The organism is Acinetobacter yuyunsongii (genome assembly GCF_041021915.1).
GTDB lineage: Bacteria > Pseudomonadota > Gammaproteobacteria > Pseudomonadales > Moraxellaceae > Acinetobacter.
On record NZ_CP157435.1, the window covers coordinates 681875 to 707036 of the forward strand.

The 25162-nt window shown below is 40.2% G+C and carries 22 protein-coding genes; 15 read left to right on the forward strand and 7 right to left on the reverse strand.

What is annotated here, in order from left to right; genetic code table 11:
• Nucleotides 1-15: 15 nt before the first annotated feature.
• Nucleotides 16-2043: an NAD-dependent DNA ligase LigA gene (gene ligA / locus ABLB98_RS03255; protein WP_348882797.1), complete on the forward strand. Its 2028-nt coding sequence runs from the start codon at nt 16-18 to the stop codon at nt 2041-2043.
• 77 nt (nt 2044-2120) lie between these two features.
• On the opposite strand, the gene ABLB98_RS03260 is transcribed toward ligA, so the two are convergent.
• The gene (locus ABLB98_RS03260; RefSeq protein WP_249570781.1) at nt 2121-3176 is read right to left on the reverse strand and encodes an aldehyde reductase; all 1056 of its coding nucleotides are present in this window, start codon (nt 3174-3176) and stop codon (nt 2121-2123) included.
• Nucleotides 3177-3527: 351 nt separating this feature from the next.
• Here ABLB98_RS03260 and bfr point away from each other — a divergent pair, with 351 nt between their 5' ends.
• The gene (bfr, locus tag ABLB98_RS03265; RefSeq protein WP_004663600.1) at nt 3528-3992 is read left to right on the forward strand and encodes a bacterioferritin; all 465 of its coding nucleotides are present in this window, start codon (nt 3528-3530) and stop codon (nt 3990-3992) included.
• Nucleotides 3993-4044: 52 nt separating this feature from the next.
• Here bfr and ABLB98_RS03270 read toward each other — a convergent pair whose 3' ends face one another.
• Nucleotides 4045-4623 (reverse strand): peroxiredoxin, encoded by a 579-nt coding sequence (locus ABLB98_RS03270; RefSeq protein WP_348882796.1) that lies wholly within the window; start codon nt 4621-4623, stop codon nt 4045-4047.
• Between the two features lie 195 nt (nt 4624-4818).
• Here ABLB98_RS03270 and ABLB98_RS03275 point away from each other — a divergent pair, with 195 nt between their 5' ends.
• From ABLB98_RS03275 to ABLB98_RS03330, 12 genes are all read left to right on the forward strand, one after another.
• Complete coding sequence (locus ABLB98_RS03275; RefSeq protein WP_348882795.1) at nt 4819-5532, forward strand: hydrolase; 714 nt, start codon at nt 4819-4821, stop codon at nt 5530-5532.
• A gap of 320 nt (nt 5533-5852) precedes the next feature.
• Nucleotides 5853-7148 (forward strand): adenosylmethionine--8-amino-7-oxononanoate transaminase, encoded by a 1296-nt coding sequence (bioA, locus tag ABLB98_RS03280; protein WP_348882794.1) that lies wholly within the window; start codon nt 5853-5855, stop codon nt 7146-7148.
• Nucleotides 7135-8289 carry an 8-amino-7-oxononanoate synthase gene (locus ABLB98_RS03285; protein ID WP_348882793.1) on the forward strand — a complete coding sequence of 385 codons (1155 nt, stop codon included), beginning with the start codon at nt 7135-7137 and terminating at the stop codon, nt 8287-8289. The genes bioA and ABLB98_RS03285 overlap by 14 nt, the downstream gene beginning before the upstream one ends.
• Complete coding sequence (gene bioC, locus ABLB98_RS03290; protein WP_348882792.1) at nt 8286-9038, forward strand: malonyl-ACP O-methyltransferase BioC; 753 nt, start codon at nt 8286-8288, stop codon at nt 9036-9038. The genes ABLB98_RS03285 and bioC overlap by 4 nt, the downstream gene beginning before the upstream one ends.
• Complete coding sequence (bioD, locus tag ABLB98_RS03295) at nt 9035-9679, forward strand: dethiobiotin synthase (protein WP_348882791.1); 645 nt, start codon at nt 9035-9037, stop codon at nt 9677-9679. The genes bioC and bioD overlap by 4 nt, the downstream gene beginning before the upstream one ends.
• A gap of 249 nt (nt 9680-9928) precedes the next feature.
• Nucleotides 9929-10594 carry a hypothetical protein gene (locus ABLB98_RS03300; protein WP_348882790.1) on the forward strand — a complete coding sequence of 222 codons (666 nt, stop codon included), beginning with the start codon at nt 9929-9931 and terminating at the stop codon, nt 10592-10594.
• Nucleotides 10595-10755: 161 nt separating this feature from the next.
• Nucleotides 10756-12540, forward strand: a complete 1785-nt coding sequence (locus ABLB98_RS03305) for an ABC transporter substrate-binding protein (protein WP_348882789.1) — start codon at nt 10756-10758, stop codon at nt 12538-12540.
• A 14-nt stretch (nt 12541-12554) separates the two neighbouring features.
• Nucleotides 12555-14369, forward strand: a complete 1815-nt coding sequence (locus tag ABLB98_RS03310) for an ABC transporter substrate-binding protein (protein WP_348882852.1) — start codon at nt 12555-12557, stop codon at nt 14367-14369.
• Between the two features lie 67 nt (nt 14370-14436).
• Nucleotides 14437-16455 (forward strand): M3 family metallopeptidase, encoded by a 2019-nt coding sequence (locus tag ABLB98_RS03315; RefSeq protein ID WP_348882788.1) that lies wholly within the window; start codon nt 14437-14439, stop codon nt 16453-16455.
• Nucleotides 16456-16467: 12 nt separating this feature from the next.
• Entirely contained in the window at nt 16468-17406 is a 939-nt protein-coding gene (locus tag ABLB98_RS03320; protein ID WP_348882787.1) for an ABC transporter permease, read from the forward strand.
• Nucleotides 17407-17416: 10 nt separating this feature from the next.
• Nucleotides 17417-18559, forward strand: a complete 1143-nt coding sequence (locus ABLB98_RS03325; RefSeq protein ID WP_348882786.1) for an ABC transporter permease — start codon at nt 17417-17419, stop codon at nt 18557-18559.
• Between the two features lie 12 nt (nt 18560-18571).
• Nucleotides 18572-20305 (forward strand): ABC transporter ATP-binding protein, encoded by a 1734-nt coding sequence (locus tag ABLB98_RS03330; protein WP_348882785.1) that lies wholly within the window; start codon nt 18572-18574, stop codon nt 20303-20305.
• Nucleotides 20306-20362: 57 nt separating this feature from the next.
• Here ABLB98_RS03330 and rluB read toward each other — a convergent pair whose 3' ends face one another.
• The 3 genes from rluB to ABLB98_RS03345 are packed head-to-tail and all read right to left on the reverse strand — an operon-like array spanning nt 20363 to nt 22744.
• Complete coding sequence (rluB, locus tag ABLB98_RS03335; RefSeq protein WP_005217971.1) at nt 20363-21313, reverse strand: 23S rRNA pseudouridine(2605) synthase RluB; 951 nt, start codon at nt 21311-21313, stop codon at nt 20363-20365.
• A 40-nt stretch (nt 21314-21353) separates the two neighbouring features.
• On the reverse strand, nt 21354-21953 hold the full coding sequence (gene scpB / locus ABLB98_RS03340) for an SMC-Scp complex subunit ScpB (protein ID WP_004663573.1): 600 nt from the start codon (nt 21951-21953) through the stop codon (nt 21354-21356).
• Complete coding sequence (locus ABLB98_RS03345; RefSeq protein ID WP_348882784.1) at nt 21950-22744, reverse strand: segregation/condensation protein A; 795 nt, start codon at nt 22742-22744, stop codon at nt 21950-21952. Before ABLB98_RS03345 ends, scpB begins: the two co-directional genes overlap by 4 nt.
• Nucleotides 22745-22989: 245 nt before the next feature.
• Here ABLB98_RS03345 and ABLB98_RS03350 point away from each other — a divergent pair, with 245 nt between their 5' ends.
• Nucleotides 22990-23706, forward strand: coding sequence for a GNAT family protein (locus ABLB98_RS03350; protein WP_348882783.1), 717 nt, complete (start codon nt 22990-22992; stop codon nt 23704-23706).
• Between the two features lie 14 nt (nt 23707-23720).
• On the opposite strand, the gene ABLB98_RS03355 is transcribed toward ABLB98_RS03350, so the two are convergent.
• Entirely contained in the window at nt 23721-24338 is a 618-nt protein-coding gene (locus tag ABLB98_RS03355) for an L-threonylcarbamoyladenylate synthase (RefSeq protein ID WP_087544727.1), read from the reverse strand.
• Nucleotides 24339-24429: 91 nt separating this feature from the next.
• A complete protein-coding gene (locus ABLB98_RS03360; RefSeq protein ID WP_087544725.1) occupies nt 24430-25092 on the reverse strand; it encodes an elongation factor P hydroxylase in 663 nt (220 codons plus the stop codon).
• Nucleotides 25093-25162 lie beyond the last annotated feature (70 nt).

The following is a 25162-nucleotide window of genomic DNA, read 5'->3' on the forward strand; positions in this document are numbered from 1 at the left end:
TATGGTGAAATTTAAATGGAACACAACTCAGTTATTGAGCAAATGCGTCAGTTAATTCAACTGATTGCAAAACATAATCATGCTTATTATGTGATGGATCAACCTTCCATTTCTGATAGTGAATATGACCATTTATTTCATCAATTGAAAGCCTTAGAACAACAACATCCAGAATGTATTCAGGTAGATACCCCGACCAATAAAGTCGGTGGTCAAGCGTTGTCAAAATTTGAAAGCGTGACTCATGCAGTGCCGATGCTGTCTTTAGGTAATGTTTTTAATCAGGAAGACCTGTTTGCCTTTGCACGCCGTATTGATGAGCGTTTACCTAATCAAAAAGTTCAATATGAAGTTGAACTCAAGCTTGACGGTTTGGCGATTTCACTGTGGTATGAAAATGGTGTATTGGTTCGTGGGGTCACTCGTGGCGATGGTGAGACAGGTGAAGACATTACTCAAAATGTTAAAACCATTCGTAACCTGCCCAAAGTATTATCCAGTCAGCATCAAGCGATTCCAGAGTTTCTTGAGGTGCGTGGTGAAGTGCTGATGCCAAAGCAAGGCTTTGAAAAACTCAATGCCGATCAAGAAGCGAAAGGCGAGAAGACTTTTGCGAATCCACGGAATGCCGCAGCAGGAAGTCTAAGGCAGCTCGATCCAAATATCGCAGCCTCACGTCCATTGGCGTTCTATGCGTATGGTATCGCGCAGTGTGTACCGAATCATGGATTGGAGACCATGCATGACAGTCTGCACTGGTTAACCAAATTTGGTTTTGAAATCGCAGAACGTCAATTTCTCTGTGCCTCGATTGATGAGGTACAGCAACGCTATGAACAAATCCAACAAGAGCGCCCAAATCTTAAAGTCGAAATTGATGGTATGGTGATTAAGGTGGACAGCCTTAAACAGCAACAACAATTGGGCTTTTTAAGTCGTGAACCGCGTTGGGCAACAGCTTATAAATTCCCAGCACAAGCCGCTTTAACCAAAGTTGAGAATATTGACTGGCAAGTGGGACGTACTGGAACACTTACCCCAGTTGCGCGTTTAGCACCTGTCTTCGTAGGTGGTGTGACGGTCTCTAATGTGACTTTACATAACATTGGTGAAATCCACCGTTTAGATGTACGTGTAGGCGATACTGTCAGCGTCTATCGTACTGGTGATGTGATTCCAAAAGTTGAGAAAGTCTGGGCAGAGTTCCGACCTGCCGATGCAGAGATGGTTCATCTTCCGACCAATTGTCCAGTCTGTGAATCACCTGTAGTGATGCCAGAAGGTGAGGCCTTGGCACGTTGTTCAGGTGGCCTGTATTGTGCAGCACAACGGATTGAAGCCATTCGTCACTTTGTTTCGCGTAAAGCCTTGGATATTGAAGGCTTGGGCGATCGTTGGGTGGAATCACTATTACATCTCGACTTACTCAAAGACGTTGCTGATATTTATCATTTGCATGAACATCGTGACACCTTATTGACCATCGAGAAAATGGGTGAAAAATCCGTTCAAAATCTGATTGATGCAATCGAAGCAAGTAAGAAAACCACCTTGGCACGTTTTATTTATGGCCTAGGTATTCGTGGTGTCGGTGAAACTACAGCACGCATGTTAGCCAATACTTTCCAAACTTTGGATGCTTTGAAAGTAGCCGATGTTGAAGCACTTAAGAAAACTCCTGATGTCGGTGATATTACTGCGGAATGGATTGCAGACTTTTTCCAAGCACCACATAACATTGAAGTACTCGATCGTTTATTGGCAGCAGGAATTCATTGGGATGCACCAACTGCACCGACTCGTCAGCCATTGAATGGTGAGAGTTGGGTGGTGACGGGTACACTGGAAACCATGGGACGTGATGAGGCGACACAAAAGTTACAAGCTTTGGGTGCACGTGTCAGTGGCAGTGTTTCTAGTAAAACCAAATGTGTGGTGGCAGGGGAAAAAGCGGGAAGCAAATTGGATAAAGCGCAAAAGCTTGAGATTCGCGTGATGAATGAACAAGAATTTTTGGCATTTTTAGCGCAGTATGAAAATTAATTTCTTTCTTCTCGAGTTAATTTAAAGTTGATCCTTGAGAAGAAAAAGGCGGCATGTTGATGCCGCCTTTTAATGTGTTAAATATATTTTTTAACAATCCCATCATCAAGCAATTGCTGGAAATGTTCACAAACACTTTCACGAATATTGCGATATTGAATCCCTAAATCTTTCACACTACGTTGTGAATTAAAGTAGATAGGATAACCCATATTCAGTTTTACAAATTGACGGGAATGTCCAAATACTGGTGCGATCAAGGAAAAAGCTGCTTTAGGCACGGTAAAATGTGGGAAAGGATATCTGTAGCCAAACTTTTTCGTTAATGCCTGGCCCATTTCTAGTAGGCTTAATGTGCCACCACAAATGATATAGCGACCTTGTGCTTTAGGATTGAGTGCCGCAGCAACATGTGCATCGGCAACGTCACGAACATCAACAATACCATTCCACATTGGTGGTACACCAAACAGAGTGGTACCATTGCCAAACTGTTGTAGTACTTCAATACTGCCAGACTGACTTGCATCAGTGAGTGATGGTCCCATCACCAGTGCAGGGTTGATACAGACAAGACTCCAGCGATTTTGTTGCTCGGCCATTTCCCATGCTTTACGTTCAGCCGCGACTTTTGAATATGGATAGGGTTGGTGCGTTTCACTACTCGTATTGTTCCAGTGACTTTCATCAAACTCGTTATTCGCGGTATTTTGAATCTCAATCGCATCGCCATAGGTTGAGGCAATGCTTGAAGTGAGAACCACACGTTTGACTGATTCTGTACGATTTACACTATCTAAGACATTTTCTGTGCCTTTCACTGCAGGTTCAATAATGTCTTTGACGGCATCTTTATAGTTAGTGACTACAAAAGGTGATGCAGTATGAATAACAACTTCACAACCTTGCATAGCTTCATCAAAGGAATTTGGTTCGAGTAAATCTGCTTGGTAAAACTGGATTTGTCCTGATGATTTATCTGCTAGATCATACAGGTGCTGAATTTTATTTTGCTTAGATGGATCTCGAACCGTGGCATGAACGCTATAACCCTGATTCAACAGGCGTTCGATAATCCAGCTCGCAATATAACCCGTTGCACCCGTGACCAGAATGGGCTTACTTTTATCCATTTTATTTCCGCATTGTGTTTTTGTGATTGATGTTATTTACCGAATTTTGTATAAACAAACAACAGCCGAGCAGTCATTTTTTAATCTTTTTTGATCAAAATTGCAGTGGAATAAGAAGCATTGCGAATCGTTACAAAAAATCAAACAAATGATTTTCAATAAGATTATCTATTTTGAAAGGTTAAAATGATATGCAAATGCTTCTTTTATTTAGATAAATTAGGCGAATTAAAACTGTAAATGCGTATGTTTCTCATTTTAATTTTATAAAAATCATAAACTTACACAATTTAATTTTGCAAATATGATTTAAGTTCACCATAATATTATTATTCGATAGGAGTAAATATTATGCGTGGCAATCCAGAAGTCATCGACTATTTAAATATGCTCATTGGCGGTGAATTGGCTGCTCGTGATCAATATTTAATTCATTCAAGAATGTACGAAGATTGGGGCTTAAGTAAAATTTATGAGCGTATTGATCATGAAATGCAAGAAGAAGCTTCACATGCTGATTCAATCATTCGCCGTGTTTTATTTTTGGGTGCTCAACCAAACATGAATCGTGAAGACATCAATGTGGGTACAGATGTCGTAAGTTGTTTAAAAGCTGATTTAGCACTTGAATATCATGTGCGTGAAAAACTAGCGACAGGCATTAAGCTTTGTGAAGATAAAGGTGATTACATTAGTCGTGATATGTTGCGTCAGCAGCTTTCGGACACAGAAGAAGATCATACGTATTGGTTAGAAAAACAATTGCGTTTAATTGAATTAATTGGTTTGCAAAATTATATTCAATCGCAAATTTAAGATTTTCGAATAAATAAAAAACTCAGCACCTGCTGAGTTTTTTATTTATGAATTATTTTTTAGTTTGGGCTTCTTTTAAATCTTTTAATACTTGATCAGCATGCGTTTGCGTATTCACACTCGTGTAGTGATACATAATTGCACTTTGAGGATTAATCAAGAAACTCTCACGTTTGGCAATTTTTGTAATCCCGAGGTTTCTGACAATACCAAATTTTCCAGCAAGTTCGCCTTTTTCATCTGCCAAAATTGGGAAAGGTAAACCGAGCTTTTGTGAAAACTTTTGGTGTGATGCAACATCATCTAAGCTAACACCCAGCACGACTGCATTTGATTTTAAGAATTGAGGATAAAGTGATTTAAATTGATTCGCTTCTTGAGTACATCCCGCAGTGTCATCTTTAGGGTAGAAATAAAGTACAATCCACTTGCCTTTATATTGGTTTAAAGTGTGCCATTTACCACTTTGATCTTGCAGTTTGAAATCTGGTGCAGACTGTCCAACCCATTCTTTTTGAGCTGTATTTTGCTTAGAAAAAATAGAAGTTTGTGCTGTACTAAGGCTAGGGATACCAAGTAAAAAAAACAAACCGCATAAAATAATAACTTTGGACTTTATCGTATTCATCATGTTGATCTCAAAGTGTAATAAACTCTACTTTAGCAAATTTCGAAATCATATGGGTTAGAAAATTCTTTAAAGAATTTTGATCCGTTTTATGGTGTCTTTTGAGCAAAGCATAATGAAAGGGATTGATTAGGAAAATAATGACTCGTATAAATCGGAGAGTATACTGCATTCAACTTTTTGGAATTGAGCAAGCGCGTGACTTATAGGATTCTACTCATCACAGGATGGGGCGGTGGAGCAGAATTATTAAAGCCATTACATGAGGCTTTAGAACAAAAGGGACATAGTGTTGAGCGGATTAATATTTTTAATGTCTTGAATGATGACGTTTTACAACAGCATGTCGAACTTGCGGTTGAATATGATGTAATTATTGGATGGTCGCTTGGCGGACAACTGGCAACAATCTTGGTCAATCAAATACAACAACAATATGCTGAACAGAAACTTTTAATCACTTTAGCGTCGAATCCATGTTTTGTTGCTCAAGCAGATTGGATGACTGCCATGCCTGTTGAAACCTTTATGCAATTTAAACAATCATTTGAACAGGATGCCATTACCACGCTAAAACGGTTTGGTTTATTGGTGTGTCAGGGTGCAAGTTCTGCAAAGAAAGATTTCGTGGCTATGCAGAAATTGATTCGTCCACAACCAATTGCTTTGCTTCGGGACGGGTTACAGTTGCTGGAGCAATTAAATCTGGTTGAAATGTATAAAAATTATCAGGGTAAGCAGTTGCATGTCTTTGCCGAGTATGATGCTTTAGTTCCTTACCAAGTTATGCAAAAAACTAAAGATTTAGCTGCAAATAATTCATCTATCGTTTCTGTTGAAGGAGCTTCACATGGTTTTCCATGCTTTATGGTGGAGCAGACTGTGCAAATAATTGAAGATTTTATTCAATAGACGGTTTAATCTTGCTTGAATTGAGAGTTCTCGCAATTTATTTTAGATTTTGACAGCTTTAAGATAAAAAGCTGTTGAGATTTATTGAACGTTCTAATCATTATTGAAATTTACTTTTAATATTCGCTATCGTGGAGGCGACATGGATGTCGCCGTTAGGCTGTGGCATCAAGGATGTGCCATCAGCCTAACAAAAGATTTTTGCTTACTTTTCATCTTTGAAAAGTAAGTACAGCTGAAGGCTTATCCTGAAATTGGGTGAGTACTCGGAATGACACTGTACAGCACATCGTTAAATATTGAATTTACAGAGGTAAAGGATGACAGACCCATTTGATTTAGAGCATATATGGCATCCCTATACTTCGATGTTAAATCCACTGCCAACTTTTAAAGTGAAACGTGCCTATGGCGCAACCATTGAATTAGAAGATGGGCGAACTTTGGTTGATGGCATGTCGTCATGGTGGTGTGCGATTCATGGCTATAACCATCCACAACTAAACAAGGCAGTTGCTGACCAATTGCAAAACATGGCGCATATCATGTTTGGCGGTCTGACCCATGACCCTGCAATTGAATTAGGTAAATTACTATTAAAAATTACGCCGCCGAGTTTAGATAAAATTTTCTATGCAGATTCAGGTTCAGTTGCTGTAGAAGTCGCCTTAAAAATGGCCGTGCAATATTGGGCTGCGTTGAATCAACCCGCGAAAACCAACTTTATTACCACCCGTTCTGGCTATCATGGTGATACTTGGAATGCGATGTCGGTGTGTGATCCAGTCACGGGGATGCATCAGATTTTTGGCTCAAGTTTACCGAATCGAATCTTTGTACCCGCACCACAAAGTCGCTTTGATGGTGAATGGAATCCGCAAGATATTCAGCAACTCAAACAGCAGATTGAACAGCATCATCATAGTATTGCTGCACTAATTATCGAGCCGATTGTACAAGGTGCAGGTGGCATGCGTTTTTATCATCCTGAGTATTTACGCCAAGCCAAGGCGTTATGTGAACAATACAATTTATTGTTAATTTTCGATGAGATTGCCACGGGTTTTGGGCGCACAGGCAAAATGTTTGCTTGGGAACATGCCCAAGTTGAACCCGATATTATGTGTATTGGCAAAGGTTTAACGGGTGGTTATATGACGCTGTCTGCAACCTTGACCACCAAGCAAGTGGCTGAAAGCATTAGTCGTGGTGAAGCGGGTGTGTTTATGCACGGCCCAACCTTTATGGCGAATCCGCTGGCCTGTGCAGTAGCATTAAGAAGCACCCAATTATTGGTTGAGCAAGATTGGCAAGCCAATATTCAACGGATTGAAAAGATTCTGGTTGAACAGTTAAATGATTTAGCCCAGCTCGATCATGTTGCGGATGTAAGGGTTTTAGGGGCGATTGGCGTGGTTGAATTAACCAGTAATGTCGATATGAAAACCTTGCAGCAACAGTTTGTTGAACGTGGTATTTGGGTGCGACCATTTGGAAAATTGGTCTATGTGATGCCGCCGTATGTGATCACCGATGATGAGCTAAATTACTTATTAGTGCAGATGAGTGAAGTGGTCAAAAATATGCAAGGAGCACAAGCTAATGTCCTTGCTTGATCATTATGCTGAGCAGCTTGACAACCTTAAACAGCAAGGTAATTTCCGCCAATTTACTGCAAATCAACAGCAGGGAAAATGGATCACGATTCAAGATCGAACCATGTTGAATCTGGCATCCAATGATTATTTAGGCTTGGCCGCTGACTTAAATTTAAGAGAAGAATTTCTTGATACGCTGAAAATTGAACGAGCGCTCTTTAGTTCATCTTCTTCACGCTTACTGACGGGTAATTTTGCAGAATATGAACAATTTGAAAATAGCCTAAGCATAGCCTTTGGTCGAGCTGCCTTACTCTTTAATAGTGGCTACCACATGAATATCGGTATTTTGCCAGCCTTATGTGATAGCAAAACCGTGATTCTAGCCGATAAACTGGTACATGCCAGTATGATTGATGGTATTCGTCTATCGAATGCTCAATATGTGCGTTATCGCCATAATGATTTGCAGCATTTGGAACAGTTATTGCAAAAGTATCATCAAGATGAACAAGTTGAACGCATTATTGTGGTGACTGAAAGTATTTTTAGTATGGATGGCGACGAAACGGATTTAGCTGCATTGGCGCAGTTAAAGCAGCGCTTTGCCAAAACCATGTTGTATGTCGATGAAGCACATGCGATTGGGGTTAGGGGAGAGCAAGGTCTGGGTTGTGCTGAACAATATGGGGTATTGGATCAGATTGATTTCTTGGTGGGAACCTTTGGCAAAGCAATTGCCTCAGTGGGCGGTTATATCATTTGTGATTCGATTATCCGTGATTATCTGATCAATAAAATGCGTCCATTGATTTTTAGTACCGCATTGCCACCGATCTCAATGGCATGGTCAGATTTTATTTTTAATAAAGTATTGAGCATGCAGCAACAGCGTCAGCACTTGGCCGAGATCAGTCAGTATTTACAGCAAGCGGTAATTGCAAAAGGTTTTTCAAGCCCATCGAGCAGTCATATCATTCCAGTTATCGTAGGTGAAAGCCAAGCGGCCATTGAAAAAGCACGTTATGTACAGCAACAAGGCTTTTATGCTATGCCAGTACGCCCACCAACAGTGCCACAAAATAGTTCACGCCTGCGAATTTCATTAACCTCTTTGGTGCAAAAAAATGAATTGCAACAACTAGTGGAGTATTTGTGAGTATTAATAAAGCACTGGTTGCCCAACGTTTTGCCAAAGCAGGGCAAAGCTATGTCGAGCAGGCTGTGGTACAGAAACAGATTAGTGCACAATTATTTAAATACCTTAAAGTGTATTGTCCGCAGAACTTAGCCTCTGTGCTTGAGATTGGCTGCGGTTCGGGTAATTTAACTCACTTATTTCATTCTTATTTTCAAGTTGATCAACTATTTTTAAATGATCTTTATGAGGATGTAGATCAGCATTTTTCAACGATTCAAAATATAGCTTGGTTGATCGGAGATATTGAACAGCTTGAATTACCATCAGAATTGGATGCGGTGATTTCGAGTTCAGCTTTGCAATGGATGACTGATCTACCTGCGTTATTACAACGAATTCATGATGCTTTAAAACCCAATGCATATTTCGGTTTTTCCACTTTTGGGTCAGATAATCTCACTGAAATTAAGCACTTGACAGGGCAAGGCTTAAATTATATTAGCTTAGAGTTTTTAAAACGACAGCTTGAACAGCAAAACTTTGAAGTGCTGTTCATTGAGCAAGAAGTGAAGCAGATTTATTTTGATCATCCAAAATCGGTATTGCAGCATTTAAAAGCAACAGGCGTGACCGCAACAGCAAAATCGCATCGTTGGACTAAGCAATCGTTGCAGCAGTTTTATTTAGATTATCAACAGTTTTATGGTGAGCAGGGTTTTAGCCTGACTTATCATCCGATCTATGTGATTGCGCGGAGAATAGCATGAGTGCAGCAATTTATTTTGTCAGCGGTATTGATACTGAAATTGGTAAAACTTATGCCACAGGTTATCTTGCCAAACTTTGGACCGAACAAGGGCAGCGTGTTATCACCCAGAAATTAGTACAAACGGGTAATGTCGATGTGTCTGAAGACATCGAAAAACACCGTAAAATTATGGGAAGTGGTTGGTTTCCAGAAGATCATGAAAAATTGACCATGCCTGAAATTTTTAGCTATCCTGCCTCGCCACATTTAGCCACGCGGTTGGATGGGCGTGATCTAGATTTTGCCAAGATCGAAGCTGCAACTAAAGAGCTTGCTCAGCGTTTTGATGTGGTGCTATTAGAAGGTGCGGGCGGTTTAATGGTGCCTTTAACCACAGAGTTGTTGACCATTGATTATATTGCTCAACATCAATTTCCTGTGATTTTAGTGACTTCTGGGCGTTTAGGTAGTATTAATCATACCTTATTGAGTTTAGAGGCATTAAAGCAGCGTGATTTGAATTTGCATGCTTTGGTGTATAACTTAAAGGATGAGTCGAAAGATCCACTTATTTCGAAAGATACGGCTGATTATTTAAAAGCTTATTTGACAAAGCATTTTCCAGAAGCAGAATGGATTGAGTTGGAAAAATTTAAATAGCTTTAGATATTTATTGTCTAGTAAATATCTGTAATCGTGATGGGCGGCAAGGATGCCGCCAAGTTAGAGTGCCTTGCGCTGCTTTCAAAGCCTTGCTTTGAAATTGCTCAGGACGTACCGTCAGTCTAACAAAAGATTTTTGTTACTTTTCATCTTTGAAAAGTAAGAAGGTTTCCCTATGATCGGATGAGAGCTGGGGGAGACTCCGTCAAGACCGCTTTCAGATTTAATCACTAAAGAGAAATCATAATGAATAAAAAGAATTTTATTTATATAACCCTCTGCCTGTCAGGTCTAATCTCGACAACTCACGCTACTGTACCCACAGATAAAACCATCATCAGTTGGATCACCAACTTACAAGATTCAAATGCCAATCCTCCTCAAGCCATTCAGATTGATTCTACCGAAGCCGTAAAACTGATCTCAGGGGAAGAAGCCTATTTATCGGGTGTGAGTTTTGACAATGCAGGACGTAATTTTTGGGCTGGTTATGTATTAACCCGTCCAAAATTAAAACAGGCTCGAATCTTAAAAGAGTTTGGTGGCCAATCAAATAGCTTTAAAGTGCATTCAACCGTTTATAAAGGCAAACCGATTCAACTGATCGAAATTGAAAGTGCTGGTTCAGGGCAGGGCACAGTCGAGTCGAGTAAAAGCTTAGTTTATTTCACGCAGTGGACAAGCAAACTGATTACAGAAGTGGAGGAGTCTTCTTATGACGGTCGCTACGATGAAAAACTGGGCGCAGAAGATTGCCGTACTGGCCGAGACAATTCGGGTTATTTAAATGTCATGCCTTATTCACCTTATGTGATTCGAACGACAGTAACTGGAGATGCATGTAATAACAAACCACAAGGCTATAAGGTGAGTAGTAAACTGATTCCAATTGTGATTAATGAAATAAAATAGATAAACAAGAGTATGTTTTGATTGCTTGTTAAATTTTTTAGAAGAGATAATGATTTGATAAAAATACTGAATTATTAAATAGTTAAAGTAAGTTTATTTATAAAGTTGAATACAATTTAAAAGTCGAGTATTTATTAAAAAACGATGATGTGAGCACTGATTTGAAGTCAACTTTTTTTACGGTTACTGTATTATCAACCGTTATTGCATTTATGCCGATGGGGTATGCAAAAACACCTGCTCAGGCAGATAAAGTACTCCGTGTTGCTTTTGAAGCCCCAGATGATGGTTTTGATATGGTTAAAACTTTTAATTTTTACAGCGGAAATGTCGCCGATGTTATTTTTGAGAGATTGCTGCAATACGATTATCTAGCTAATCCTGTCAAGTTGGTTCCAGCTACGGCACAAAGCATGCCCGTGATTAAAGAAAATGGGAAAGTTTATATATTTAAAATAAAATCAGGTATTTATTTTACTGCTGATCCAGCATTTAAAGGTCAGCGTAGAGAGTTAATTGCAGAAGACTATGTGTATTCGGTCAAACGTATTTTAGATCCTAAAAATCATTCTTCTTCATATGCATTTATCGACCAGAAAATTTTGGGTGCAAATGCACTGGTGGACCAAGCCAAAAAAACGGGCACATTTAACTATGATGCCAAGATTGACGGCGTTAAAGCACTGGATAAATATACAATTCAATTTAAGCTGACCCAACCTGATTATAATTTTCCTTATATTCTTGCCTATAGCACATTTGGAGCGACGGCTAGAGAAGTGGTTGAATATTATAAAGATCAATTAGGCATGCATCCTGTGGGAACAGGGCCTTATATGTTGAGTCGATATGTCCCACGTAGCAAGATTGAACTGATTGCAAATCCAGATTATCGCGGCTTTATTTGGAATTTTAAGTCCACTGGAACAGCGTGGGATAATCAACTCGTCAAGCAAATGAGTGGCAAGCGTATGCCACAAATTGGCAAAGTCAATATCAGCATTATCGAAGAAGAACAATCACGTTGGCTGGCTTTTCAGTCCAAACAACTGGATTTTGATAAGGTCACTTCAAGTGCAATTCCTAAAGTGCTTGATCAAAATAATCAGTTAAAAGCAGAAATGCAAAAGCAGGGTATACGTTTGTATGCCAATAAAGAGGCAGAGATCACCTATTCAATGTTGAATATGCGTGATCCTGTTGTTGGAGGGAATAGCCTAGATAAAATTGCGTTAAGACGTGCCATCGCCATGTCTTTTAATGTCAATGAATATATTCGTATCTTAAGAAAAGGTCAGGCGGTTAAGGCTGAAATGCTGGTACCTGCAGGCATTAATGGTCATAACCCAAATTATCGCAGTAGTATTGGTTATAACCCTGTTTTAGCCAATAAATTACTTGATCATTTTGGCTATAAAAAAGGCCCAGATGGCTATCGTAATTTGCCCAATGGCAAGCCTTTAACCTTAAAAATAAATACCGAGAGTGGTACAGCTTCCGTGATGTATTCTGAATTGTGGAAGAAAAATTTAGATGCAATCGGGATTCGGGCAGACTTTAAAGTCAGTAATTTTGCCGATAACTTAAAAGCCGCAACCCAGTGTCAATACATGATGTGGAGTGGAGCATGGCATGCGGATTATCCAGAGGGTGAAAATTTCACGCAATTGCTTTATGGTCCGAATGTTGGTCGTGGTAATCAATCCTGTTATCAGTCAGCTGCTTATGACAATTTATATAAACAGGCGATGCAGCAAGCCCCTGAAAAACGTATGCCATTCTATGAAAAAATGAGTCGCCAAATTGAAGCAGATGGAACGTGGATTTTACAAGATACACGGATTAGGAACTGGTTGATTCAACCTGATGTGCAGGGATTTAAAGCTCATCCAATTATGAATACCAACTGGCAATACTTAGATATTGTTTCACCAAATCAAAAATAAGTGATGTGTTTATGATGAAGCAAAATTTTAAACTTTCGATGCAACGGACTAGTCTGGTGCTGTTATTGGGGACAACATTAAGTCTAGGGGTAACGATTACAGAAGCGAAAAGCCCTGCCGATCCAAAAAAAGTGTTACGTTATGCTTTTCCCGTGGCTGAGACTGGATTTGATCCTGTTGCTGTACAAGATTTATATTCAGCACATATTTTGTATTCAGTGTTTGAAACATTATATACCTATGATTATTTAGCTTCACCCGCAAAACTCGTTCCAAATACGGCGGTGGCTTTGCCAGAAGTGAGTACCGATGGTTTGACCTATACCATTCGAATAAAAAAAGGAATTTATTTCACCCCTGATCCTGTATTTAAAGGCAAAGCGAGAGAATTAACTTCAGCAGACTATGCCTATTCTTTTAAACGTTTGCTCGATCCAAATCTACATTCACCCAACAGTTGGTTGTTTGATGGACGTATCTCAGGAATAGATAGTGCTATCCAGCAGGCAGCGAAAAATGGAAAATTTAATTACGATCAGCCGATTGCAGGGCTACAAACACCAGATCGTTATACCTTGGTAATTCGATTAAAAGAGCCAAATTATAATTTTCCAATGTTACTTGCACATCAACCAACGGGGGCAGTCGCGCGTGAAGTGATTGAACATTATCGTGATAAAGCAGGCTATGCGATGGGACATCCTGTGGGGACAGGTCCTTATGTTCTCGCACAATGGACACCGGGTTCGCGGATTATTTTGAAAGCAAATCCTGATTATCGTGGTTATACATGGAATTTTAAAGCGACCCATCCTGAAGATCAGAAAATCGTAAAGCAAATGCAAGGCAAAAAAATGCCGCAGATTGGTGTGGTTGATATTCAGGTGATTGAAGAATCACAGTCAGGATGGTTATCGTTCCAAAAAGATGGGCTAGATATATTTACTTTAGATGGTGAATTACCTGCACAAGCTTTAAAAGATGGTCAGTTAAAGCCAGAGTTGGCAAAAAAAGGGATTCAACTTTCACGTATTGCTGACCCTTCGATTGATTATTTGTATTGGAATATACAAAACCCTGTGGTCGGTGGCGTGAGTAAAGAGAAAATTGCTTTACGCCGTGCAATGGCGATGGCAACCTCTAAAGAGAAATTTATCAACATTTTAGCCAAAGGGAACGCCAAAAATTTAGAATCGCCGATTCCTTATGGTATCGCGGGGCATGATCCCAATTATAGAAGCAGCATTCCGTATTCCGTCAAAGCAGCAAATTTATTACTAGATCGTTATAACTACAAAGTGGGCAAAGATGGTTGGCGGATGTTGCCGAATGGCAAGCCACTGGTGATTGAGTTTATGCCATCGAGTAGCAGTGCACGCAGTATGCAGATGGCAGAACTGTTAAAGAAAGAATTAGCCAATATCAAAGTCAATATGGTCTCTAAACCTGTGCCTTTTGCAGAAGGTTTAAAGGCTGAAAAACAATGTAAAACCATGTTTAAAGCTTCCGCTTGGATTGCAGACTATCCTGATGCAGACAACTTTGTGCAGTTGTTTTATGGCAATAATATTCATGCCACCAACCATACTTGTTTTAAATTGCCAGAATATGATCGTTTATATGAACAGTCATTGAAACTTGCTGATGGTCCTGAACGGAATTTGTTATATCGCAAAATGTCACGGTTGTTAGAGTTTTATGCGCCTGTACAATTCATGTCGACCCGTTACCGTACTGTCGTGGCTCAACCTCGAGTGATTGGCTATAAAAAGCATCCAATTCTGCCCGCAGAGTGGATGTATATCGATATTCAACAAAACAAACCATAGTGTCGAAAGAAGGTTCGTGAGAAACCTAAACAACATATGAATGAAATTAAATTGGAGAGAAATAATAATGGCGAAGAACATGTTGAAACGATCGACGCTGGGTCTGTTATCAATGGTGATGACAGGGATGAGTCAAGGCGTGTGGGCAGAAAGCACATCTGCTGTTTTACCTATTTTTAAACTGAATGACAGTGCAGAATGGTGCGATGCGAATTTACACAAGTTACAACAGCGAATTTCCCAATTAGAACAACAATCCATTCAACCGCAATCGACAGCTGCACCTGTTCTAGCTGAATGGGATCAATTGATGGCAAGTTTTGAGGACTTTTCTGGACCAATTAGCTTATATAGCAATGTGGATCCCGATGCGGAATTTCGTAAGGCTGCTGATGATTGTGAAGTAAAAATCAATCAGTTGCAGACTGAAATTTATCAGAACCCAAAATTGTATCAACGGATTAAAAATACTAAAACAACAGATCCAATTGATCGTAAATATCGTCAAGATATTCTTGATCAATTTGAAGATACAGGGGTGCAGCTTGCACCTGAAAAACGAGCACGTTTAAAACATATATTGGATGAACTCACCAAACTTTCGCAAGAGTTCTCTCGTAATGTCCGGGATAATCCAGAGAAATTAGAATTCACGCCAGCCGAATTAAAGGGACTACCTGAAAGTTATATTTCAGGCTTAAAGAAAAATGATAAAGGCAATTATTTATTGGGTTTTGAATATCCTGAATATCAACCATTTATGGAACTTTCAGACAGTGATGATGCAAGAAAACGTTATCAAACGGCATTTACACGTCGTGGTACAGAAAAGAATTTAGTCCTGCTTAAACAGATTGTCGACTTACGTTATGAATTAGCACAGCTATTTGGTCAGCCAAGTTATGCAGACTGGGCATTAAAGAAACGCATGGCGAAAACACCAAAAACAGTGAATAACTTCTTAGCAGATGTTCATAAAGTCGTGGCACCTTTAGAGCAAAAAGAGGTGCAGGAGTTACGTGCATTTAAAGCTAAAACCCTAAATACTTCTTTGGAAAAAGCTGAAATTAACCGTTGGAATGTGGGGTATTGGAGCGAAAAACTACGCAAGGACAAATACCAGATTGACCAAGAAAAACTGCGTGATTATTTCCCAACACTCGCCGCACAGAAATGGTTATTTGCAATTTCCGAAAATTTGTATGGTATTCAGTTTAAAGCTGCCAAAGTGGGTACGTGGCAACAAGAAGTCGAATATTACGATGTTGTAGACCAAAAAACAGGTGAGATATTGGGTAGCTTATATATGGATAAGTTCCCACGTGAAGGTAAATATGGTCATGCAGCAGTATGGGGCGTATATGGGGGCAGTACGCTGAGTAAACGTAAACCAATTTCAGTATTAGTGACTAATTTTAATCGTAAAGGTTTAAACAGCAATGAGCTTGAAACTTTTGTGCATGAGTTTGGGCATGCTTTACATGGAATTTTGTCAAAAACCCGCTATTCAGGTCAGTCAGGAACATCAGTAGAGCGTGATTTTGTTGAAGCACCATCGCAAATGTATGAAGAATGGGCACGCCGTAAAGAAACTTTATCTAAAGTCGCTGACTATTGTGATCCTGCTTGTCCGAGAGTGGATGATGCACTGATTGCACGATTAAAAGCTGTGCATAATTATGGACGTGGATTAGGGTATGCACGCCAAACGCTTTATGCACAATATGATATGGCATTGCATGGCGCTGATGCACTCAAAGTACAGCCGATGGATGTGTGGGAAAAAATGGAATCCGCAACCGCTCTAGGCTATGTGCCGAATACTGAATTTCCTGGGCAGTTTGGACATCTGATGGGCTATCAAGCGGGCTACTATGGTTATATGTGGTCTGAAGTATTGGCTCTGGATATGTTGTCTGCTTTCGGTGATAACTTGAATAATCCAGAAGTGGGTCAGCGTTACCGCCAAACGATTTTATCTCAAGGCAGCCAAAAGAATGCAGCTCAACTGGTCAAAGATTTCTTAGGCAGAGAACCAGATAACAAAGCTTTCTTTAGTGAAATTACAGGTCAACGGGTCAAATAAGGATTTGCCATTATGCTTGCTTATGTCGTGCGTAGACTATGGCAAATGATCCCGACCATGTTGGGCGTCATTTTGCTGATTTTCTTCTTGTTTAACTGGGTGGGGGGAGATCCTGCGTATATTTTGGCAGGGAAAATGTCTAGCCCAGAGCAAATCGAAAACATCCGTAAACAATTGGGCGTTGATCAGCCCTATTATGTGCAGCTGTGGATTTTTATTAAACAGATTCTGACTTTCGATTATGGTGCGAGTTGGAGTACGGGCGAATCGGTATCGCAGATTATCCTGACCCGTTTAGGGCCTTCACTGACTTTATTGATTCCACTGACGATTTTACAAACCGTGATTTCAATTATTCTTGCTTTAGCGGTTGCTTCAGTTCGTGGATCACTGACAGACCGTATGGTCATGATGCTGTGTACCATCGGCATGTCGATCAGTATTTTGGTGTATATCATCGTGTTCCAGTATGTGTTGGCATACCAACTCAGTTGGTTCCCCGTACAAGGCTGGAGTGATCAGTTTAGTCAAAACTTATTCCAATATTCTTTGCTACCTATCTTAATCATGTTGGTGGTGAGCATTGCCCCAACACTACGTTTATATCGAAGCTTCGTCCTAGATGAAATTAACCAAGATTATGTGCGGACTGCGCGTGCCAAAGGTGTGGGGGAGTCTCGGGTACTGAGTGTGCATGTTTTGCGTAATGCATCGATTCCAATTGTCACTGAGGTGATGGCAAGCTTGCCAGCTTTATTAATCGGTGCATTTTTGATTGAGCGTTTCTTTGGGATTCCTGGGATTGGGCGGGAAATTATTATTGCGGTGGAACGCAGTGATTTTCCTGTGATTAAGGCGATTACAGTCTATGTGGCAGCCGTCACCATGATTTTTAATTTGATTGCCGATCTGATTTATAAGCTCCTCGATCCTCGCGTACAGTTGAAATAGGAGGATGACAATGCTCAGTACAATTTTTAAAGGCAAATCCTCCTCAAGTGAATCTCCTGCATCAACAGGACTCTGGCAGTTGGCATTGAATCGATTGAAATCAGATCGAATCGCCGTGGTTTCTTTCTTGGTGGTGCTGTTTTATTTCATCTTGCTCGCGTTATCAATGACAGGCGTGATTGCTTCCAATTGGAATAAAGAAGTCGCCGTCAGCTACGCGCCACCGACATTTTTAGGGGCGGATACTGAGTCAGATCAAATGAAAGACAGTCGCCAGAAGATAGAGGCATTACCTGAAAATCCAGTTGATCCATTGAAAGATGTGATTCAACAGCTCAATGCCGAAATTCAGGCTGAACAACAAGGTAGCTCAGTCATTGATAATTATGGTGTTGTTGATCCTTTAGCAGAGGATATGCTGCAAATTGATCAACAGCTTGGTGGGCATCTACTTGATCAAAAACAAGAGTTAAAAACCACGTTGCCTTTTGGGGCAGATAAGTGGGGGCAAGATGTGCTGCTCAAAACTATTAAAGGTGCTGAAACCTCAATTCTGGTCGGTTTGTTATCTGCTTTATTGGCTGTGGTGATTGGTACTTTTCTTGGCGCGATTGCAGGTTATTTTGGCGGTTGGATTGATGATGTACTGAACTGGTTCTATAACATTTTCACTTCGATTCCTTATCTGCTATTAGTGCTCGCGATCGCTGCGGTACTCCAACAAAAAGGAATTTTGTCAATTGTTTTGATTTTAGGTCTAACGGGTTGGACTGGGGTATTTCGTTTGGTTCGTGCTGAATATATGAAACACAAATCGCGTGAATATGTACTTGCCGCCAAAGCCATTGGAGTGAGTCATTTACGCCGTATGTTTGTGCATATTTTCCCGAATGTCAGTCATATCGCGTTGGTTCAAATTTCGATTCTGGTGGTGTCATTCATTAAATCTGAAGTGATTCTGAGCTTCCTTGGTTTTGGTGTGCCTGTGGGGGTGGTGTCATGGGGCAGTATGTTGAATGAAGCGCAAAGTGAATTGATTTTGGGGAAATGGTGGCAATTGGCAGCGGCTTCGATTGCGATGGCGGTTTTAGTCACGGCATTCTCCATGTTTACTGATGCATTGCGTGATGCTTTAGATCCTAAGTTGAAATAGCGGAGAAAAAATATGCAACTTCAAAATGAAACACCGCTATTACAGGTAGACGATCTTCAGATCAGCTTTAAAGGTGAAAATAAACAATGGATCGAAACGGTTAAAGGAATTTCATTTTCAATTCCTAAAAATAAAACCGTGGCTTTGGTCGGTGAGTCGGGCAGTGGTAAATCGGTTACTTCCCTAGCGGTGATGGGTTTATTACCGAAAGGACAAAGTCAAATTGCAGCGCAAAGTCGTATTACTTTTGAGGGTAAGGATTTACTGAATTTATCTGCAAAAGAAATTCGGAAAATCTGTGGTAAGGAAATTGCCATGATTTTCCAAGAGCCGATGTCTTCATTGAATCCTGTATTCACGGTCGGAGATCAGATTGCCGAAGTGCTATGCATTCATTTAGGCAAGGGACGCAAGCAGGCCAGAGTACGAGTGCTTGAGTTACTTCGAGAAGTCGGTATCCCTGCACCTGAAACAAAAATAGATGCGTATCCAAGTCAGCTTTCTGGTGGTCAGCAGCAACGGGTGATGATTGCGATGGCAATCGCCTGTGAACCAAAGCTATTGATTGCGGATGAACCAACCACGGCTTTAGATGTCACTATTCAAAAGCAAATCATTGATTTGTTGGAATCATTACGACAACGCCATCAAATGTCGATGCTTTTCATCACGCATGATTTAGCACTGGTTGGCGAAATTGCTGATGAAGTGATCGTAATGCGGCATGGTGAAATCCGTGAATCTGGCGCTGTTGAGCAAGTGTTAGAACAACCGAAAGATGTGTACACTCGTGCTTTGTTGCACTGCCGACCACAACTTTCAACCCGACCATACCGTTTACCTGTGACCAGTGATTTTATGAAGCAGGACGAAAATGGACAATTGATTGAAGCAACCAATTTGTCCGAATTAAATCTGAAACAGCGTGTCCGTGGTTTGTCTGGTGATGAGCCGATTGTGCTTGATGTTAAAGATCTGAAAAAGTCGTTTTATAGCCGTAAAGGTTTATGGGGGCTAGAGGAATTTCAGGCGGTCAAAGGTGTATCTTTTCAATTGGCTAAAGGTAAGACTTTGGGCTTGGTCGGTGAATCGGGTTCAGGCAAAACCACCATTGGTCTATTGCTGATGCGCTTGCACGAAGCCACAGGTGGGCAAGCCTTGATAAATGGTAAAGATATTCTGTCCATGACCGAGAAAGAATTTTCCCAGTACCAGCGTAAGATTCAAATTATTTTCCAGAACCCTTATGCTTCACTCAATCCACGCTTTACCATCGGGCAGATTTTATTGGAGCCAATGCGGATTCATGGCATAGGTCAGAATGATGCCGAACGTAAAAAGATGGCATTGGAACTATTAGAACGAGTCAGTTTGCCTGCGCAAGCCTATGATCGTTATCCGCATGAGTTTTCAGGTGGGCAGCGGCAACGGATTGCCATCGCACGCTGTCTGACTTTAAAACCTGAGATTTTGATCTGTGATGAATCCGTTTCTGCCTTAGATGTTTCAGTGCAGGCGCAAGTATTGAATTTATTGCAGGACCTACAGGATGAATTTGGTTTGAGTTATATCTTTATTTCGCATGATTTATCTGTAGTGAAATATATTTCTGATCAGGTAATGGTGATGAATCATGGTGATTTGGTTGAAATTGCCAATTCGGATGAGTTGTATTTACATCCACAACATGAATATACCAAGAAACTGCTGAATGCCATTCCGCAGGGGGTAAGCCATCATCATTAAAATTCAAGCATAAAAAAACGCTCTAATCAGAGCGTTTTTTCATTTTAAAGCCAAGAATTAGAACTTCTTAAAGCCTTTATTAAAACCAATGGTTTTACGACCATTGTTATTGTTGCCATTACTACTTGGACGTTGCTGTTGCTGTGATTGATCTTGTTCATCATCACGACGTTGCTGACGTAAATAACCACCACGACGTGCAGCCAATGGTTTTTCTGCCATTTTTTCAGTACGACGTTTCGCCATACCAAACAAGCCAGTACCTTGACGTGGTTTTAATTCCACTGATTTCGCTAAGTTGTCGATATCAGTTTTATCTAATTCCATCCAACGACCTGTACGTAATTCACGTGGCAAAATGACAGTGCCATAACGGGTACGTAACAAGCGACTTACTTTTAAGCTTTGTGATTCAAAGATACGACGTACTTCGCGATTACGACCTTCTTTCACCACAACTTGATACCAACGGTTGATACCTTCACCGCCAATTTCAGAGAATGATTCGAATTTGGCTGGACCATCTTCAAGTTCAACACCTTTCAGCATGTTATTGCGAATTTGTGGCGTGACTTCACCCATCACACGTACCGCATATTCACGCTCAACTTCATTTGAAGGATGCATCAAACGATTCGCAAGTTCACCGTCATTCGTAAATAACAATAGACCGGTACTGTTAATATCCAGACGCCCTACCATTACCCAACGGTCATTGGCGATTTGTGGCAAATGATCAAATACAGTTGGACGTTTCTCAGGATCATTGCGTGAGCAAATTTCACCCTCTGGTTTATAGTAAATGAGAACACGGCGGCGAATTTCATCTTCAACCTGAAACTGAACTTTACGACCATCGATACGGAGTTCATCTGTAGGTTCAATACGTTCACCCACTTGAGCAATTTTTCCATTGATACTGACGCGACCAGCAGCAATGACTTCCTCCATATAGCGACGTGAGCCTAACCCGACTCTCGCTAAAACCTTTTGTAATTTTTCACTCATGACAGCACAACCTTAGACATAATGATCAACAGTTCACCTCTCAAGACTTCGGTGCATGTGCATCGAGTGTCATGAATGCTTCCTTGGCGTTCTGCAGGGGAGGCAATTGACCTAGCGAAGCTAAACCAAATGCATTTAAAAATTGGGGCGTTGTGACTAACAACGCAGGTCTTCCAGGTAAATCTCTAAAACCAGATTCTTTGATCCAGTTCCAGTCAAATAAGTTTCTCAAGATCTGACTATTATTCGATACACCACGAATCTGTTCAATATCAGCACGTGTAACAGGCTGATGGTACGCAATCACGGCGACTGTTTCGAGCAACGAGGGTGACAACTTGGTCGGGCGTTCAGGCCAAACCTGCGCAATAATATTGCGATACTTTGCTCGTACCTGAAAGCGGAACCCTTGAGCCGTCTCAATTAACTCAATTGAACGGCCATGTTGCAACATCGCAAGTTGCTGTAAAAAATGACGTAATTGTTGTTTATTATATTGGTTTTGAAATGCTTCTTTTAATCGTGCAAGTGAAACTGGTGAGTCACTAGCGAACAAAATTGCTTCAATCTGTAATAAGACATCGTGATGAATATCTTCAAGTGACATTCCTTCATTGGTGTCAAATGGATCTAAACTCATGCTGCAATGCCTTGAACTGTTAAAGGAGCTTCAATACCTGTATGGATGATTTGAATTTTTTGCTGGCGCGTAAGTTCAAGCACTGCCATAAAAGTCACCACCATGCCCATACGACCTTGCATAGGATTTAATAATTCCATAAAACTTAATGCTTGACCTGATGCAAGTTGAACTTCAATAAATGCTATACGTTCTTCGAGCAGCACTGGTTCCTGCGCAACAATATGTGTGATCGGTTCTGGACGATTAAACACACAAAATAGCGCATCACGTAAGGCATCGACATCATAACCTTCATAAATTGGAGCAATATGTCCAAGACTGACATTGGCACTAAAAGTATCTCTTTCAAAGATTGGCATTTGCCCCAATCGTTCAGCTGCTTGCTTAATACGGAGATATGTTTCTAAACGATCAATCAATTCTTGTTTAGGATCTTTTTCAAATTGATCAACTAGAGTTGGTTTTGGAAGCAATAATCGTGATTTCAAATCAGCGAGTAGTGCTGCCATCACCATATAATCTGCAGTTAATTCGATATTCAAAGACTTCATACTATCCATATAGGATAAATACTGGGTTGCAATTGGTGAAATATCTAACTGTAAAAGATCAAAGCCATTTTTCTGAATCAAATAAATCAGAAAGTCTAATGGCCCTTCAAACTGCTCCAGTAAAATTTCAAATGCCGCAGGTGGAATGTACAAATCTTCAGGTATGACTTCTTGCCATTCGTCAAGCACACGAATGGAAGGAATTAATTCCAAGGTCGAAGGAAGAATTTGATTCATTACCGTTTATAAGCCACGCGAATTTTCAAAAGCATGAAAGGATGATTTTTTTGTGTTCAAGAAAGTGACACATGCTACAAGCAAGCCTATTCTAATCGAAATCCTTCATTTAATAAATTACTCACTTACAAAAACCTTAAAGTTCTCAGGGTATTTTCTATACTTATACAAGCGAATATGGATGATATAAAAATCTTATGCTTAAATCGGCCATTAAACTTCGCATTTCTAAACTATAAGTCACCATGAAAAATTATTTAAAAACACAACGGAATCAGTTCGGACAAACGATAGGTTTTTCGCTTGAAGAAAATGTGACAGCTTCACCCGTGCAGGGAAATATATTTGGACAATACGTTCAGTTGGTTGATGTAGCTGATGGCATAACAGATCAGGCGGCCGGGCAGTTATGGGAAGCGGTATCGACAGAACCCGATGAACGATGCTGGACTTATCTGCCTTATTCAGCTCCACAGAGCCAACATAGTTTAAAAGATTCATTAGACAACTTATTCGGCTTTAAAGATTCCACTCATTTTCTAATTCAAGTTGCTGAAGAGATACAAGGTTGGGTTGCATTGTTAAATCCGAGGCTTGGGCATGGCGTGATTGAGATTGGTAATGTTTATTTTTCACATAAAATGAAAAAATCAAAGGCGTCAACTGAAACAATTTTCTTACTGCTAGAACAATGTTTTGCACATGGTTTTAGACGTATTGAATGGAAATGTGATGATTGTAATGCGCCGTCTAAAACTGCTGCTTTACGCTTCGGTTTTCAGTATGAAGGCGTATTTCGCCAAGATTGGATCATAAAAGGACGAAATCGAAATACTGCATGGTTTTCGATTGTTGATGATGAGTGGTCGGAATTAAAAAATGCTTATCAGCAATGGTTAAACCCAGACAATTTTGATTGGCAGGGTATTCAGAAACAGAAGTTGTCTGATTTTTTTGATTGAATAAGGATCAGTGCTTATTCAAAAGCACTGACATCGCCAACGCCACGGCGAACAATCACAGGATTTTCTCCCGATAAATCAACAATACTGGTGGTGGATAAGGTGCCAAAGCCGCTGTCAATAAACACATCAATGCGTTTACCGAGCTGGTTTTCAATATCATAAGGATCATCAAGCGGATCTTTTTGATCAGGCAAGATCAATGTACTGGTGAGTAACGGTTCGCCAAGTTCTTGTAATAAAGCTTGTGCAACAGGATTACTTGGAATACGCAGACCAATGGTTTTTTTCTTTGGGTGCATTAAGCGTTTTGGCACTTCACTGGTAGCAGGTAAAATAAATGTGGTAATAGCAGGGGTATTGGCTTTTAACAGTCTGTACATCGCATTATCGACTTTTGCATAAGTTGCAATATCAGATAAATCACAACACATAATTGCATATTGATGTTTAGGACCTAAGCCACGAATCTGAGCTATTCGCTCCATCGCACTTTTATTCCCAATCTGACAACCAATCGCATAGGCTGCATCAGTTGGATAAACCACCACATCACCCGCACGAATACGTTCAACCGCCTGAGTGATTAAGCGAGCCTGTGGATTTTCAGGATGAATATGTAAATGTAACATTATTATTGTAACTCCCTGATCTTTATGGCTAGATTAAGTATGAAACTTGTTCTAGTAAAGATGCAAGTCCCTGATGTGTTAATTTTGTCATTCAATCAAGTAATTCACGTTTAAATTCATTTAGTTGTAATGGTAAGCCATTACGGGTACAAACACAGATATAGTGAATAAAAAGTGCAGCATCTCGTGGCAAAGTCGCTTCACCTGAAAAATAACGTTGTACTTGAGCAAAAACATTATCTTTAAATTGTGTCCCATTGCCGCTATCACCCGTTAGATTATCTAAAGAGACACGAAACTTTCGACCAAAGGCTGTTGCAAATAACCATTCAATGGCTTGAGGCTTAATTTCAACTTGTTCAAATAAAGCTTGCTGTTCTGCAGTACGACCATCGGGTGCATACCAATAACCTAAATCAGGTAAAAGGCGACGTTTTTCACCTGAAATACTCCAATGACTAATTTCATGCAAGGCACTGTTAAAGAAACCATGTGCAAATTGGATTTTTGCAGGCTGTTGATTTATGGCTGGGAAATATTCTGGTTCAAAATCACCTTTAACAAGCGTGACATTATGGTGGGAAAACCAATCATTAAAGTGTAAAATAAGCCAATCAACCTGTTCTGGTTCTGTTGTTAACGTTTTCCAAGATGAGCGTTGCACTTGATCTGGTGTTAACATAGGAGCAGTGATTGAATGGGGGCTAACAAGTGATGAAGTTGTTACTTCAAGTTGCGGCTGCAACAGATGCATTGCTGTGTTACCACGAGTTCTGTCTAAAGAAGTGCAAAATTGTATCTTAATCTTTGACAGAGTACCGATG